The 13,819-nt window shown below is 59.2% G+C and carries 16 protein-coding genes; 4 read left to right on the top strand and 12 right to left on the bottom strand.

Going from position 1 to position 13,819, the window contains the following annotated elements:
- The first annotated feature begins 12 nt into the window (after positions 1-12).
- Positions 13-285 carry a PTS phosphocarrier protein NPr gene (npr, locus tag OKB77_RS08845; RefSeq protein ID WP_005336318.1) on the top strand — a complete coding sequence of 91 codons (273 nt, stop codon included), beginning with the start codon at positions 13-15 and terminating at the stop codon, positions 283-285.
- Positions 286-302: 17 nt separating this feature from the next.
- Here the strand turns inward: npr and OKB77_RS08840 are convergent, their stop codons facing one another.
- The 12 genes from OKB77_RS08840 to OKB77_RS08785 all read right to left on the bottom strand — a co-directional run bounded on the left by OKB77_RS08840 (position 303) and on the right by OKB77_RS08785 (position 11,223).
- Complete coding sequence (locus OKB77_RS08840; protein ID WP_199415646.1) at positions 303-2,207, bottom strand: BglG family transcription antiterminator; 1,905 nt, start codon at positions 2,205-2,207, stop codon at positions 303-305.
- Between the two features lie 106 nt (positions 2,208-2,313).
- Positions 2,314-3,054 carry a 2-dehydro-3-deoxy-phosphogluconate aldolase gene (dagF, locus tag OKB77_RS08835; RefSeq protein WP_139411572.1) on the bottom strand — a complete coding sequence of 247 codons (741 nt, stop codon included), beginning with the start codon at positions 3,052-3,054 and terminating at the stop codon, positions 2,314-2,316.
- Positions 3,054-4,169 carry a DgaE family pyridoxal phosphate-dependent ammonia lyase gene (locus OKB77_RS08830; RefSeq protein WP_265776163.1) on the bottom strand — a complete coding sequence of 372 codons (1,116 nt, stop codon included), beginning with the start codon at positions 4,167-4,169 and terminating at the stop codon, positions 3,054-3,056. The genes dagF and OKB77_RS08830 overlap by 1 nt, the downstream gene beginning before the upstream one ends.
- On the bottom strand, positions 4,153-5,292 hold the full coding sequence (locus OKB77_RS08825) for an amidohydrolase/deacetylase family metallohydrolase (protein WP_265776164.1): 1,140 nt from the start codon (positions 5,290-5,292) through the stop codon (positions 4,153-4,155). The genes OKB77_RS08830 and OKB77_RS08825 overlap by 17 nt, the downstream gene beginning before the upstream one ends.
- Positions 5,293-5,334: 42 nt before the next feature.
- Complete coding sequence (locus OKB77_RS08820; RefSeq protein ID WP_005355144.1) at positions 5,335-5,985, bottom strand: DUF4310 family protein; 651 nt, start codon at positions 5,983-5,985, stop codon at positions 5,335-5,337.
- Between the two features lie 11 nt (positions 5,986-5,996).
- A complete protein-coding gene (locus tag OKB77_RS08815; RefSeq protein WP_005355143.1) occupies positions 5,997-6,773 on the bottom strand; it encodes a DUF4311 domain-containing protein in 777 nt (258 codons plus the stop codon).
- Positions 6,774-6,812: 39 nt separating this feature from the next.
- Entirely contained in the window at positions 6,813-7,109 is a 297-nt protein-coding gene (locus tag OKB77_RS08810) for a DUF4312 family protein (RefSeq protein ID WP_265776165.1), read from the bottom strand.
- A complete protein-coding gene (locus OKB77_RS08805) occupies positions 7,109-7,474 on the bottom strand; it encodes an SFCGS family glycine-rich protein (RefSeq protein WP_127006233.1) in 366 nt (121 codons plus the stop codon). The genes OKB77_RS08810 and OKB77_RS08805 overlap by 1 nt, the downstream gene beginning before the upstream one ends.
- Before the next feature lie 17 nt (positions 7,475-7,491).
- A complete protein-coding gene (locus OKB77_RS08800) occupies positions 7,492-7,851 on the bottom strand; it encodes a transcriptional regulator (RefSeq protein WP_005355140.1) in 360 nt (119 codons plus the stop codon).
- Positions 7,852-8,165: 314 nt separating this feature from the next.
- The gene (gene degS / locus OKB77_RS08795; protein ID WP_005336297.1) at positions 8,166-9,290 is read right to left on the bottom strand and encodes an outer membrane-stress sensor serine endopeptidase DegS; all 1,125 of its coding nucleotides are present in this window, start codon (positions 9,288-9,290) and stop codon (positions 8,166-8,168) included.
- 109 nt (positions 9,291-9,399) lie between these two features.
- Positions 9,400-10,761 carry a Do family serine endopeptidase gene (locus OKB77_RS08790; RefSeq protein ID WP_005336295.1) on the bottom strand — a complete coding sequence of 454 codons (1,362 nt, stop codon included), beginning with the start codon at positions 10,759-10,761 and terminating at the stop codon, positions 9,400-9,402.
- 81 nt (positions 10,762-10,842) lie between these two features.
- On the bottom strand, positions 10,843-11,223 hold the full coding sequence (locus tag OKB77_RS08785) for a YhcB family protein (protein ID WP_005356646.1): 381 nt from the start codon (positions 11,221-11,223) through the stop codon (positions 10,843-10,845).
- A 140-nt stretch (positions 11,224-11,363) separates the two neighbouring features.
- Here OKB77_RS08785 and zapE point away from each other — a divergent pair, with 140 nt between their 5' ends.
- From zapE to rpsI, 3 genes are all read left to right on the top strand, one after another.
- Positions 11,364-12,458 carry a cell division protein ZapE gene (gene zapE, locus OKB77_RS08780; RefSeq protein WP_123172227.1) on the top strand — a complete coding sequence of 365 codons (1,095 nt, stop codon included), beginning with the start codon at positions 11,364-11,366 and terminating at the stop codon, positions 12,456-12,458.
- Between the two features lie 266 nt (positions 12,459-12,724).
- Positions 12,725-13,153, top strand: coding sequence for a 50S ribosomal protein L13 (rplM, locus tag OKB77_RS08775; RefSeq protein WP_005336289.1), 429 nt, complete (start codon positions 12,725-12,727; stop codon positions 13,151-13,153).
- Positions 13,154-13,168: 15 nt separating this feature from the next.
- Positions 13,169-13,561, top strand: coding sequence for a 30S ribosomal protein S9 (gene rpsI / locus OKB77_RS08770; protein ID WP_270817420.1), 393 nt, complete (start codon positions 13,169-13,171; stop codon positions 13,559-13,561).
- Positions 13,562-13,819 lie beyond the last annotated feature (258 nt).

Genomic DNA, 13,819 nt, shown 5'->3' with positions numbered 1-13,819 from the left:
TAGGACGACCCGATGACTGTTTCCGCCTCGGTTGAAGTGAAAAACAAACTGGGTATTCATGCCAGACCAGCCATGATGCTGTTCGAGCTGGTGCAGGGTTTCGATGCTCACGTGCTGCTGCGCAATGAAGATGGTGTGGAGGCCGATGCTGACAGCATCATCGGCCTGCTGATGCTGGATTCGGCGCAAGGGCGGCAGGTGGAAGTACAGGTTGAGGGGCCCGAAGAGGTCGAGGCCTTGGCCGCCGTGGTGGAGCTGTTCACCTCCGGCTTCAACGAGGAGTAGTCACTCCTCGTTTTATGTTATGAACCGGTACGCGCCAGCGCTTTGAAGCTGGCAAAATCGCGACAAGCCAGCAGATTCCTGCTGGCTTTTTCGTTCATCAGTGCCAGAAACAGATCGTAGAGACCCATCGCCTCTTCGTAATCGGCCTTGCTGATGGCCAGCACGAAGATGAGCGTCGCGATTTCCCCGTTGCCCCAGTCGATCCCCTGCGGTGCCAGCACGGTGTAAACCAGAGTGCGGCGCGCCAGCAGACCGAGGGAGTGGGGCAGGGCGATCCCTTCTCCCAGCATGGTGGAGACGATCCGCTCCCGCTCCTGCAGTGAGGCTCTGAAGCCGCTCTCCACCAGATCTTCCGCCTCCAGCTGATCACAGATACGGGTAAACAGTTCGGCCTGGGTAAGGGGTTCTTTTACCACCATGAAGTGGTCGGCATCGAAATATTTGTCGAGCATGTAGGGGCGGGTGCGGTCGATCAGCACCAGCTTGCCAAGCTGCTCCAGCTGGTATTGGGTCGGGAAGGGGGCAACGAGTACCACGGGGGCGTTTTTTTCGTTCACCTTGACGGTACTGATGACAAAGTCCTGCGCGATCTGCGCCAGACCTTCGTAATCCCGCACCGACTCAAGCGTGGTCAGCTGCAACTGGGGATACTCCCGTTTGATGCGTGCTTCCAGCACCCGGAAGGTGGCGTTGCCCGCATCGCAAAGCAATAGCGCCTGCGGGCGGCGGGTATAGCCGATATCGTAATGGCGCTCCAGCCCGACCCCGATATGGATCACCAGATAGCCGATCTCGTGGTGGGTCAGTCGGTAGGGGGTCTGCTTGATCCACTCCGAAATGGCCGCCAGCGTGATGTCATAGGCGAGCGGGTAGTACTGCTTGATGTGATCGGCCAGCGGGTTGTGGTTGCCAATCTGGTATTTGACCCGTAGCAGCATGGCGCTGATATGGGTTTGCAGGTCGGCCCGCAGCTGTTGGTCGCCTCGCAGGTCGTAAGGGTAGTGTTGATGAATGTAGGTCAGCAGATGTTCCACCAGCTGTTCGCTCTCGGCGGCCATCGCCGGGCTGAGCTGGGGAGTATCGGCAATCAGGCGCGCCTGGATCTGGATGGCGAGCCCGGCGATCTCGTCCTCTACGGGGGGCGTCAGGGTGGGTAATACCGCATAAATATCGCGAGATACTGCCAGCAGCGGCAGAGTCAGATCCTCGCTGGCGAAGTGGCGCAACTCGTGACCGGATGCCTGACGCAGCAGGGCAACGGCGCAGTAGATGGCGAGCTGCTGCAGACTCTCGTCCGCGAGACGTAACTGATGGCGGGCAAGCTGGGCATGGATGTGATTGCCCACTACCTCCATCGTCTTGCTGGGGCAGAGGTTGGGTAGCAGGGTTTGCAACTGGTTGTTGTGCAGCAACTCCTGATAGAGCAGTTGGGTCAGGCAGGCCCGGATCGCCGTCTCCTCCCCCTGAATGCGCATCCCCAGGCGGGGTTTGCTCTCGACGCTGAGCCTGAAGTGGCTGAGTTGCTCACGGACTTCCGCCATATCCCCCTGCAGTGCCGCCCGGCTCAGATACCAGGTATCAGCCAGCTCATCGAGCTTGATCCCCTGCTCTGCCGTCAATAGCAGGATCTGCAGGTGCAGAACCCGCTCGCGGCTGGTGCGTGGCAGGCCGCTATCCTGACCCTGGGCCGCCAGCAGGGCGTCGAACAGTCCCTGATTGTAGATTTTCAGCTGGTAGCCGCTGCCACGCTGGTGGATCAGGTGAGCGCCGTGCGTGGCAATCAGTTCGTTGAGGGTTGCCACATCGGTGCGCACCGTGCGGGTGGAGACATTGAGGCGGCGAGCCAGCTCCTCCTGTGGCAGTGGTTCGGCATGGAGCTGGATCAGCAGTTGATGGAGCCTGGGGTGGGGCAGCTTGATCATAGGGGGTATGCAAGACTCCTGTTGCGAGATAAAGGGTCGATGTTAACAAGTGGGTCATCAACAAGCCAGGCACCGGTCAGTGATTGAACCGGCGCCGTGACTGCCATCAGGCCAACAGTCGTTTCACTATGGCCAGCAGAGTGCGCACATCCTCGGGGCGAGTGTGCCCGCTCGCGCTGTCGATGATGGAGCTGTAGACGTGAGGGATCACCTTCTCGACTCCGGCGTCCAGCGCAATCCGCACTATCTCCTCGAAGTTCTCCAGATCGATGCCGCCGGTGGGCTCCAGCCAGAAGCCGTGGCGGGCACAAGCCTCGGCCACTGCCTGATACTCGTCGCGGCAGGCCAGCCCACCCATGGGGAAGAACTTGACCGAGCTGCCGCCCATGTCCTTGAGCAGGGCAATGGCGGTATCGATGGGCACGATGCCATCGGGCTGCCCGGCGCTGAGTGGACCGGTGGAGATCTTTACCATGCCCGGCATGCCGGTAGGGGAGATCAGCCCGTTGACCAGTGTCTCTGACTGGCCGAGAAGCGCCCGGCTGGCGCCGACACCGGTGAACACCTGGTTGACGTGCTGGGGCTGCAGCTGGCAGGCCAGCTCGGCCACCATGGCCGATTGGCGCGGATCCCCGGCGCCCAGTCCGATGGAGAGGGCGTTGTCGATAAGCTTGGCGTACTCCTTCATATCGGCAACTGCGGAGGGAATATCCGGGTAGTTTTTGGAGAGCACACCGACCAGCACGTGACCTTCGGCTGCGTCGTACACCTCGACGGCATTCTCCTTGGATCCAGCCAGCACGTTGAGACAGACCCGATCACGGTAGTAGTTGGGGGTAAGGGACATCAGCGATTCTCCTGAACGAGGTTGGCAATGGCGGTGTGGATTTGGTCGAGCTGGGGCACGGTGACGCTGCGCACATCGATCTCGATGTGCCCCTCGTTGGCCTTGTAGCCACGACAGTAGATGGCAGGCGTGCCCTGTTGCAGACGGGTGACGACCTGCACTGTGGTCATGCCGATCTGCTGGTGGTCAAACGCGATATCGGTGCGGGCAATGTCGCGTCCTGCGCTGTCCCACACCACCTTGGCGGTGACGCCGGGCAGCTGGTTTAGGCGTTCGATGAAGGGGCTCATATTGGCGACCATGGCGGCGCCGCTCTCTTTCTCTTTGGCCAGATAGCGCTCGATGGCGTGAGTCAGGCCGAGGATCCCCTCCTTGCCCACCTTCATGGCGCGACCGATGCCGTTGGCTTGCTGCTTGACCCACTCCACGTACTGACGCTTGCCAACTACCAGCCCGCTGGTGGGCCCTTCGATGGCTTTGGCGCCGCTGTAGATGACCAGGTCCGCCCCCTGGTTGTAGTAGAGGCGCAGATCCTCTTCGGCAGCCGCATCGACGATGAGCGGGAGCCCGTGGGTCTTGGCCACCTCGGCAGCCTCTGCCACCGACAGAATGCTCTTCTGCACGCAGTGGTGGGATTTGATGTAGAGGATGGCTGCTGTGTTGGCATTGATGGCAGCGGCCAGCTGGGAAGGGGAGCACTCGTTGGCGTAACCGGCTTCCACTACTTTGCCGCCACCCAGATTGACCATGGTACCGACCGGGGCGCCGAAGTTGACGTTATGCCCCTTGGGCAGCACGATTTCACTCGGCACCTCATGGTGATGGGTATGCAGGTGCTCGAGGCGGTAGGGATCGCCGCGCACTATCATGGCGGCGACTGACTGGGCGATGCCGGCGCTGGCGCAGGAGACCACCACCGCATCTTCCACATCCAGTAAACCAGCCAGATAGGCGCCGGTCTTGTTGACCAGATCCTTGACCTCGAAGTAGTGGCCCAGGCCAAAATTGACTGCATCGACCACCTCCTGCTCGGGGGTGGAGACGCCGAGAATGGTCATGCGCCCGGAGGCGTTGATCACCGGTTTGAGCTGATATTTCTCATAAACAGAAGACATGGTGTGATTTCCCATAGTGAGTCAGAACCAGTTCGCCACCGACCAGGGCGGCGAGAGGCTGCAGTTGTTGGTCACCGCTGCGGGACTGGGCTTCGGTATCCATAAACAGGGTCGGGCCGCTGGCGACCTCGAACAGGGTCAGATCGGCATCGGTGCCCACCTCGAGCCGCCCCTTGCCGGAAAGGCGCAGGGCATCGGCCGCTTGATGGGTGACGCAGGCGAGCACCTGCTCCAGCGTCATGCCGATGGCGAGAAACTTCGACATCACGTGAGCCAGACTGTAGACCGGCCCCTTGATGCGGTTCTTGCAGTAGATGTCGGAGCTGATGGTGCGGGGCAGGATCCCCTGTCGGATAGCCAGCTCCGCCACCTCGAAGCTGAAGCTGGCGCCGCCGTGGCCGATGTCGAGCAACAGGCCCCGTTTCATCGCCTCGCGCACCGCGACCCGCAGCTCGCCAGCCGGAGTCAGGATGCGGTTCGGTTTGCCGTTGAAGCAGTGGGTCAGCAGATCGCCATCCCCCAGCAGGGCGACGATCTCGTCCAGATCCGGCGGTGTGTTACCCACGTGCACCATCAGCGGTAGCTGGCCGTGGGTCTGTTGCAGCGCCTTGGCCATGCGCAGCGGTTGCAGACCGTTTTCTCCGACCACGCTGCCGCTCATCCGCGCCTTGATGCCGACAATAAAGTCGGGGTGGCGGCGAATGGCTGCCGAGGCGAGATCCATATCGAGGTCCCGGCTATCCGCCAGCTCGTTCTGGCGTAGCAGACCGATGCGGGAGATGTTGAGCAGGGCATGCACCCGGGTCTTGCAACCCGCAGCAACCTGCTGGAAGTCATCCACATCGTCGGCTCCGGTGCTGCCGGCGTCGATGACGGTGGTGACGCCGGACTCTACGCCTACCTTGTCTGGTTCATCGTGATAGATGGGGGAGGCGGGGTAGCAGTGGGTGTGGCCATCGATCCAGCCAGCGCTCACATGCACCCGGCCGCCGAGATCCAGGATCTGCCGCGCCGTTGCCGTCTCCGGCAGGGAGCCGATGGCGGCGATTTTGCCCTCCCTGATGGCGATATCGACGAGCTGGCCATCTCCCTGGCGCCCGGCTTTGATGATGATGTCGTACATGCTGATAACCTCTGGCGAGCCGCCCCGCAGGGCGGCTGGTACTTACACAAGGGCGACCGGGAAGAAGGTACCCAGCAGCATGGCTCCCAGGATGGCACCGCCGGTGATGGGTTTGCCCCACACGTAGAACAGCAGGGCACCCAGCAGGGAACCGATACCGATGGGGATGGAAGCGCCCATGGCAGAGAGGATAATGAGGGGGCCGAGGAAGCGGCCAGAGCTGTTGCCAGCACCCATCATCACGTCAGCACCGTAAGTGGAGTTGCTCTGGTTGATGGTGAACTTGCGCGCCAGAATGATGACGTAGCCGATGGCCAGACCAATCCCCATGCCGGTTGCCAGCGAGGCGCCGAAGTTCTCCACCGGATAGACGATGCCGGCTCCCAGCAGCAGGGCGGGAACGCCCAGTCCGACCCCGGTCTGGATAGCGCCGCCGATATCCAGGATCCCCACCAGGGATCCCTCGATGATGCGGGCGAACAGGAAGCTGGCACCGAACGCGGCTACTGCGCCGTAGGCACCCGTGTCCATTCCGGCTTTCAGCATGGCGACGAAGGCTACCTCGTTGAAGGCACCAACCCCGTACAGATAGAACATGTGGGTACCGGCAAAGACCCCGGCCGAGAGCAGGCCGACGAAGATGGGGAAGGACCAGTCGGCGTACCAGAAGTTGTTTTTCAGTTTCTCATCCATGGTGTGACCCCTTATTTGCCGCTCAGCAGGTTATGGACACTTTCCAGCCATAGGGGGACACCCATATGGAAGGATTCAATCAGTTTCATGTCGAAGCCGCGGAAGAAGCCGCTCAGCACGAACAGCAGGACGATGGCCGCCATCATCACCTTGGTAACGTGGTTCCAACCGCTCTCTTCCACCCCCTTGCCGATCAGGATGCCGAGCACCAGACCCGGTACCGCGTTGCCCATGATGAGCTGTGCCAGACCGCCGAAGATGGTGGCCCAGAAACCGGATTTCTTGCCCGCCTCGATGGCAGCGAGCCAGAAGATCACCGGCATGACGGTATTGACCAGCAGGTTGGCAGCCGGTACCAGCACCTTGACCGCAGTGACCTGCAGGGCGGCCGGGACGGCAGCAGCCGTGCTGTTGAGGAAGGCGACCACGATGGCGCCAATGATGCCGCCGGCGATGGCCATCTTTTTCGGGTCGTGCAGAGTGGTAGCAAGATCCCGGTTCTTGAACAGCAGTGCCGCCGTGGCCCAGTGCGGAATGATGCGGTGATCCACATCCTGGGTGAAGGCGCCAGCCGCCACGGTGGAGGCCCAGGCGTTGAAGAAGAAGCCGAGGCCAAACGAGAAGTGGGAAGCGGGATCCCCTTCGCAGGAGTTGAGTTCGCCCAGGGTGCGGAAGGCGCCCATGCCCTGTACGGTCGGGGCGTGGAACATCCGCGCCGCGCCGGCCCCCACCCCGACGCCAACCAGGCCGCCAATGATGAGAGACTTGATAAATATGATTAGAAACATCCAACGTATCCTTCTTGTGGGGTGGTGCCGGTCAGGAGATCACACCTGGGTGAACGTCACCCTGGCGACGTCGAGACTGGTGACCTGAACCGTGATCTCCAGCTGGACGCGGTATTCGCGGCGCTGGCGCGGCAGGAAGAAGAACAGGAACTTCTCCACCCGGACCGACTCCTCGGCTTTGAGCACCTGTACATCGACCGGCTCAATGCGCAGCAGTACCTGCTGGTTGTCCTTGAGCAGTGTGGGTTGCACCTGGCTGAGGGCGGAGGCAAACGCCTGCTGGTGTGTCGTCCCCTTGCCGTTGACGATGACCTGGGTGGTGAAGTTCTCTTTCATCAGGCGCGTCCGTGCTTCTTGGCGAAGGCTTCGACCAGCTTCTGGCCCAGCTCTTCCTTGTCCATGAAGCCAAAGCCCAGCACGACGCAGCCTTCGTTGATGGCCGTGACGCCCTCTTCGATGGAGCGCATGCCGTAACGGCACTTGTAGCCGTACTTGGTCTGGGCGGTGATGGCTCCGGCGCCGCCGCTGCCGCAGAAGGAGATGCCGAGATCCGCCTGCTCCTTGTTCATCACATCGCCGAGCTTCATGTCAGCGGCCATGCCGGGGATGATGGTCACGTTGGCCCCGGCAGCTTCCGCGCCTGCGCCCACTTTCTGACCCTTGCCGAGACGATCTCCGATCACGAGTTTGATGGCTGTCATATCGATTTCTCCTTGAGTTACGGGTTCTGCACCGAGCTGAGTTCGTTTTCTTTGGCGACTTCAAAATGGACGGACAAGAGGTGTGCCTCCTCATAAGCAAGCTGATCCAGCCAGCTGACGACCTGTTCGGCGAGACGCAGTGAGAGGGGGGAGATCTCTTCAAACAGGCTGAGGTCAACCTCTGGCAGGGGCTCGCCACTGTGGGAGCGCCACACCATGGCTTTGACATGGGAGGCCAGCATCTGCCGTTGCACCTCGTTGGGGATGATGCCCTGTTCGGCCAGCAGGGGATAAATGCGCGCGAGGATATGATCGGTCTGGCGCAGCAACTCCGGGCTGTTCGGGGTCAGGGTCTGGTCGTGAGTCTCTGTTTGCAATGTCTGCTCTCCAAGGCTGGCAGAAGGTATGGCGTTACCCTAAGCCTGCGCGTCGATGTGGAGGAGGCAGTGTTTTTCCGATTCGAAGCGGAAATTCCTGAGGAAATGGCCCCGAAGTGATCGTTTGGATACTGAAAAGGTAAAAAGAGTGCTTATTGAAGCTGGTTTTGTGTGATCGGTAGCGCACAAATCGGGGGGCGGGGGCAGGGCAAGCGTTGCGGGAAACTGTGAGTCATCTCACGGTAAGAGACGTTGCCGAGGGGACTGATGTGGAAAAGGGCGGTTTCCCGCCCTTCTCATAAAAAGGAGTGACGCTAGCTGGCCGATGCGGCGCTCGAGCTGGCCGTTCTCTGCTGATAGCGCAGGTCTTCCTCTATGGTGACCACCACTTCCAGCGGCTTGCCGGAGCGGAATACCGAGATGGTCAGCTTGGTGCCGGGGCGGCTCTCGACAATCTTGTCCATGGCGCTGCGTACGCCACTGATGGCCTCTCCGTTGATCTTGAGCAGCACATCCCCTCGCTGCAGGCCGCCTTTGGCCGCCGGGCCGTTGGGATCCAGACTCTCCACCACCAAGCCACGCAGGTCGCCGAGGTTCATCATTCGCGCGACTATGGGGTTGATCTCGACGCTGGAGATCCCGAGGTAGCCGCGGATCACCCGGCCGTTGGCGATCAGCTCATCCATGATCCGTTTTGCCAGCCGGTAGGGGATGGCGAAGCTGATGCCGTAGCTCTCCTGATTGCCGTTGAGGTGATAGGTGGCGGTGTTGATCCCCACCAGATCGCCACGGCCGTTGACCAGCGCGCCACCCGAGTTGCCCTCGTTGATGGCGGCATCGGTCTGCAGCAGATCCTGACGGCCATTGCTGTCAGGTCCCATGCTGGAGAGGCCGGTACGGCCGGTCGCACTGATGATGCCCTGGGTGATGGTCTGGCCGACGTTGTAGGGGTTGCCGATGGCGAGCACCACATCCCCCACTTCTGGCAGTCGCTCGGGATCCTGCGGGATCACCGGCAGGTTGTCTGACTCGATATAGAGCACGGCGAGGTCGGTGAGCTGATCGGTGCCGACCAGCTCGGCACTGAAGACCCGACCATCCTGCAACGCGACGATGATCTGGTCGGCATCGGCGATGACGTGGTAGTTGGTCAGCACATAGCCGCGCTGATTCATGATGACGCCAGAACCCAGCCCTTGCGGGCGCAGTTCCCCCTGATTGCCCTGATTGGGGGCAAAGCTGCGGGTGTAGATGTTGACGACGGCAGGGCCTGCCCGATGGGCGGCATAGGAGAAACTCAGTTCACGGGCATTGGTGATGATGCCGGGCAGTTGGGCACCACCGCGAAAATGGGGAAACAGCAGCAACAGCAGCGCCGCGACGGTCAATCCAAAACCGACAGACTTGCCCAAGTAACTGACTAAAGGGGGGATTTTCATGTCATTCTCATCCGTACAGGCTGCGCGCAGAGAATAACACTATCGATGGATAAAAATCACCCGCGGTGAAGGCCGCGGGTGATAGAGGGGTTGGCGAACAACTTGAGCGTTAGCGGATCACCAGATAGAGCGAGGAGTCGCCACGCTGGATGTTGAGCGCCAGCACGTCAGGTTTGTTCTTGAGCGCCTTGGTCAGCTCGCCCAGGGTGTTGATGCGCAGGCGGTTGACCCCGATGATGATGTCACCCTTCTGCAGGCCGGAAGCAGCTGCCGGAGAGCGAGGATCAATGTCGGCCACCGCAACACCGGAGACCGGGTCGGTAGTGGTGCTCAGCTTGGCCCCTTCCAGTGCCGGATGCAGCGCGCTGGCGCGTACTTCGCTGTCATCGGCCTGCTTCAGGGTCACTTTGGCAGTTTGCGACTTGCCATCGCGGATCAGTCCCAGCTCGACCTGCTTGCCAGCGCCCATGGTGGCAATCTTGGCACGCAGCTCGCCGAAGGAGCGAACCGGTTTGCCATCGATGCTGACGATGATATCGCCAGCCTTGATGCCCGCCTTGTCGGCCGCCGAATCAGGCATGACCTGATTGACGAAGGCACCATCCTTCTTGTTGTAGCCGAAGGTTTTGGCGATGTCGGAGGTGAGCTCGGTGCCGGTAATACCCAGCTGGCCGCGACGCACTTCACCGTACTTGACGATCTGCTCGGTCAGATCCCGCACCATGTTGGAAGGGATGGCAAAGCCGATGCCAATGTTGCCGCCGTTCGGGCCCAGAATCGCGGTGTTGATACCGATCAGCTCGCCACGCAGGTTGAGCAGGGCTCCGCCGGAGTTACCGGAGTTGATGGCCGCATCGGTCTGTATGAAGTTCTCCAGATTCTCGATGTTGAGGCCGCTGCGACCCAGCGCACTGACAATACCGGAGGTGACGGTCTGGCCCAGACCAAACGGGTTGCCGATGGCCAGCGCATAGTCACCTACCCGTAGCTCGTCGGAGTCGGCGAACTTGATCTGTACCAGATCCTCGGCCTTGATTTGCAGCAGGGCGATGTCGGACTGCTTGTCTTCACCGATCTTCTTGGCCGCATACTCACGACCATCCTTCAGGTTGACCTTGATCTCGTCCGCCTCGTGCACCACGTGGGCGTTGGTGATCACGTAACCCTTCTTGGCATCGACGATGACACCGGAGCCGAGCGCCTGGAACGGCTGCTCGCTCACCTGTTCATCGGGCATGTTGGGGCCGAAGAAGAACTTGAACTGTTCCGGCAGACGCTGACGGGTAATTTTTTTGCCAGAAACCGAGATATTGACCACCGCCGGGGTGACCTGTTCGAGAACAGGCGCCAGGCTTGGCATCTCCTGATTTGAACCTAACAGGGAAGGCAGTGCAGCCTGAGCAGGGGCCGCAGACATGGCGATACCGACACTGAGGGCTAGCACACTGAGCATGGAAAGAGGTTTACGCATATGAAAAACAGCTCCCAGAAAAAGTTGCATTGCAATCGTCAAGGTCAGACCACGGGACTGGCCAATTAGTTCCGCGAGGAACTAGTTTGGTTGCTTGAGCAGTCCGGAAGAGGCGCCAGCATAGTCGCGAGGCGGAACGCCCGGCTCTTCTGCCACATTGGCAGGGGCTTCTTCTACCAATGATTCGCGGAACAGCGGTTCCTGCGCCTTGGCCAGGAATTTGCTCTGCTCGGCCATGTGGCGATAGAGGGTCTGATACTGCTCGGCCAGTTGCTCCATCAGGGCGGCACTGTCGGCGAAGTGGGTGTTGATCTGGCCCTGATAACTCTCGAGCTCCTTGTGGGCCTTCTTCAGTTCCTGTTCGAGACGGCCAGCATCGCGGCTACGCACCGAAAAACGGCCGAGAACGATACCGATAATCAAGGCCGCGACAGCCAGCAGGATCCCAGTTAACAGACTCATAGATGCTCCTTGTTACAGCTAAAACAGAGTGGGTTTATGCGGTCGTCATAACCGCCATGCCTTGATGGCACTATACCGTGCGTCCTGAGGCCGTGATACCATTTTGTCCTCGATTCAGGGACTTGGAGAGGCGCTCAAGGATGACACCGCAGCAAAAATACCAGCAGGATCTGCTGCGCCCCGGCTTTGTGGCCGACCCCGCGCAGGGGATGGCCATTAGCAGGCTGGAGCGACTGTATCAGGATTTGCTACGGCGCCCGACTCCGACCAGATCTCGAGGGCTGCTGGGTTGGCTGCAAAAGCCCAAGCCGCCGGAGCCCGTCCTCGGTATCTATATGTGGGGCGGAGTGGGCCGAGGCAAGACCTGGCTGATGGATACTTTTTTCGACAGCCTGCCGGGGACGCGCAAGATGCGCAGCCATTTCCACCGCTTCATGCACCGCATTCACGATGAACTGCAGGGGTTGAGCGGGCAGCCCGATCCCCTCAAGCTGGTGGCCAGCAAGCTTGCCAGTGAAATAGACATCATCTGTTTCGACGAATTTTTTGTCTCCGACATCACCGACGCCATGTTGCTGGGTACGCTGTTCCAGGAGCTGTTTGGTCACGGTGTCGTGCTGGTTGCCACTTCAAATATTCCGCCGCAGGATCTTTATCGCAACGGGCTGCAGCGAGCCCGTTTTCTGCCAGCTATCGAGCTTATCGAGCGTCATTGCGAGGTACTTAACGTGGATGGCGGTATCGACTATCGCCTGCGTACGCTGGAACAAGCCGAGATTTATCACTGCCCGCTGGACTTGCAGGCAAAAGCCAATCTTGACCACTATTTTCAGCAATTAACCGGTGGGCACACGGCTTGCGAGGGGACGTTCGAGGTCAATCATCGTCAGCTGACGTTGCTCGGAATGGGGGAAGGGGTGCTCTATATGGAATTTGAGCAACTTTGCTGTACTCCCCGCTCCCAGAACGACTATATCGAGCTGGCCAGGCTGTTCCATACCGTTCTGCTGGCCAATGTGCAACCAATGGGCACAGGCACGGATGACGCGGCTCGCCGCTTCATTGCCATGGTCGATGAGTTCTACGAACGGCACGTCAAACTCATCATGTCGGCGGCGGTTCCCATGACAAAACTCTACGGCGAAGGGCTGCTGAATTTCGAATTCAAACGCTGTCTTTCACGGCTTCAGGAAATGCAATCGCACGAATACCTTGCCAGAGTGCACCTTCCTTAGTCACAATACCGCGCCTGCCAGTCGGATGGGCATCTGCGGCAGGTAGGGCCGGGCGACATTTGCTGGTTTCATGGCAGTGAAATTAGCAGGTGATATTTAAGGCAACTTCACTTATAATCGCCCGGCCCACGTTACAGCTGTCGATAAGACAGCAACACTTTAAGCTTTACTTGTATTCGAAGGGGTACAGGTAGGCCATCGTTTGTTGTTTGTGGGAGAGCCCCCATAAGCAATTGGGTCTGTAACAGGTAATTGGGTTTAACTTAATGAAAACTTTCGTTGCCAAGCCAGAAACCGTAAAACGTGACTGGTACATTGTGGACGCAGAAGGTAAAACTCTGGGTCGTATCGCAACCGAGATCGCTGCTCGTCTGCGTGGTAAGCACAAAGCTGAGTACACTCCGCACGTTGACACCGGTGATTACATCATCGTTGTAAACGCTGAGAAGGTACACGTAACCGGTAAGAAATTTACCGACAAAATGTACCACGCTCACTCCGGTTTCCCGGGTGGTATCAAGTCAATCAGCTTCGACAAGCTGATTCAGCGTAAACCGGAAATGGTAATCGAAGCAGCCGTCAAAGGCATGCTGCCGAAAGGTCCTCTGGGCCGTGCCATGTTCCGTAAACTGAAAGTTTACGCAGGCGCCGAGCATGCTCATGCTGCTCAGCAACCTCAAGTACTGGATATCTAATCGGGAACTGGCAACATGGCAGAAAATCAATACTACGGTACCGGCCGTCGCAAAAGCTCCACTGCTCGCGTATTTATCAAAGCGGGTAGCGGCAAGATCGTAATCAACCAGCGCTCCCTGGAGCAGTACTTCGGCCGTCCGACTGCCCGCATGGTAGTTCGTCAGCCGCTGGAACTGGTTGAGATGACCTCGAAACTGGACCTGTACATCACCGTTAACGGTGGTGGCATCTCCGGTCAAGCTGGTGCGATCCGCCACGGTATCACTCGTGCTCTGATGCAGTACGACGAAACCCTGCGTTCCGAACTGCGTAAAGCTGGCTTTGTTACTCGTGATGCCCGTAAGGTTGAACGTAAGAAAGTTGGTCTGCACAAAGCTCGTAAGCGTCCGCAGTACTCCAAGCGTTAATTCGCTTTTGGTACTCACTCTTTCGAGTGTCAAAAAAGCCTGGCAACCGCCAGGCTTTTTTTATTGGTAATATTACCGACATCAATGCTAACCACGCGTCACAAAAGACAAAAAATTGTTTCTTTATTGTTTTCATTGCTCATCGCTCTTTCTTGTCAAGTTGTTATCTTTTCTTTAAAATTTCCCCTGTTTTCTGTGGCAATTGTAAATCCAGCTTCCGCCGCTGTTGTCACGGGAAAAATGGGGAACAGGGACACT

This window comes from Aeromonas sp. Y318-3, assembly GCF_027706185.1.
Taxonomy (GTDB): Bacteria; Pseudomonadota; Gammaproteobacteria; order Enterobacterales; family Aeromonadaceae; genus Aeromonas; species Aeromonas veronii.
This window is presented reverse-complemented; position numbering and strand designations above follow the sequence as displayed.

Bases quoted from the DNA above. Each gene is read 5' to 3' on its own strand.
- npr (WP_005336318.1), top strand. From the start codon at position 13: ATGACTGTTTCCGCCTCGGTTGAAGTGAAAAACAAACTGGGTATTCAT.
- OKB77_RS08840 (WP_199415646.1), bottom strand. From the start codon at position 2,207: ATGATCAAGCTGCCCCACCCCAGGCTCCATCAACTGCTGATCCAGCTC.
- dagF (WP_139411572.1), bottom strand. From the start codon at position 3,054: ATGTCCCTTACCCCCAACTACTACCGTGATCGGGTCTGTCTCAACGTG.
- OKB77_RS08830 (WP_265776163.1), bottom strand. From the start codon at position 4,169: ATGTCTTCTGTTTATGAGAAATATCAGCTCAAACCGGTGATCAACGCC.
- OKB77_RS08825 (WP_265776164.1), bottom strand. From the start codon at position 5,292: ATGTACGACATCATCATCAAAGCCGGGCGCCAGGGAGATGGCCAGCTC.
- OKB77_RS08820 (WP_005355144.1), bottom strand. From the start codon at position 5,985: ATGGATGAGAAACTGAAAAACAACTTCTGGTACGCCGACTGGTCCTTC.
- OKB77_RS08815 (WP_005355143.1), bottom strand. From the start codon at position 6,773: ATGTTTCTAATCATATTTATCAAGTCTCTCATCATTGGCGGCCTGGTT.
- OKB77_RS08810 (WP_265776165.1), bottom strand. From the start codon at position 7,109: ATGAAAGAGAACTTCACCACCCAGGTCATCGTCAACGGCAAGGGGACG.
- OKB77_RS08805 (WP_127006233.1), bottom strand. From the start codon at position 7,474: ATGACAGCCATCAAACTCGTGATCGGAGATCGTCTCGGCAAGGGTCAG.
- degS (WP_005336297.1), bottom strand. From the start codon at position 9,290: ATGAAAATCCCCCCTTTAGTCAGTTACTTGGGCAAGTCTGTCGGTTTT.
- OKB77_RS08790 (WP_005336295.1), bottom strand. From the start codon at position 10,761: ATGCGTAAACCTCTTTCCATGCTCAGTGTGCTAGCCCTCAGTGTCGGT.
- OKB77_RS08785 (WP_005356646.1), bottom strand. From the start codon at position 11,223: ATGAGTCTGTTAACTGGGATCCTGCTGGCTGTCGCGGCCTTGATTATC.
- zapE (WP_123172227.1), top strand. From the start codon at position 11,364: ATGACACCGCAGCAAAAATACCAGCAGGATCTGCTGCGCCCCGGCTTT.
- rplM (WP_005336289.1), top strand. From the start codon at position 12,725: ATGAAAACTTTCGTTGCCAAGCCAGAAACCGTAAAACGTGACTGGTAC.
- rpsI (WP_270817420.1), top strand. From the start codon at position 13,169: ATGGCAGAAAATCAATACTACGGTACCGGCCGTCGCAAAAGCTCCACT.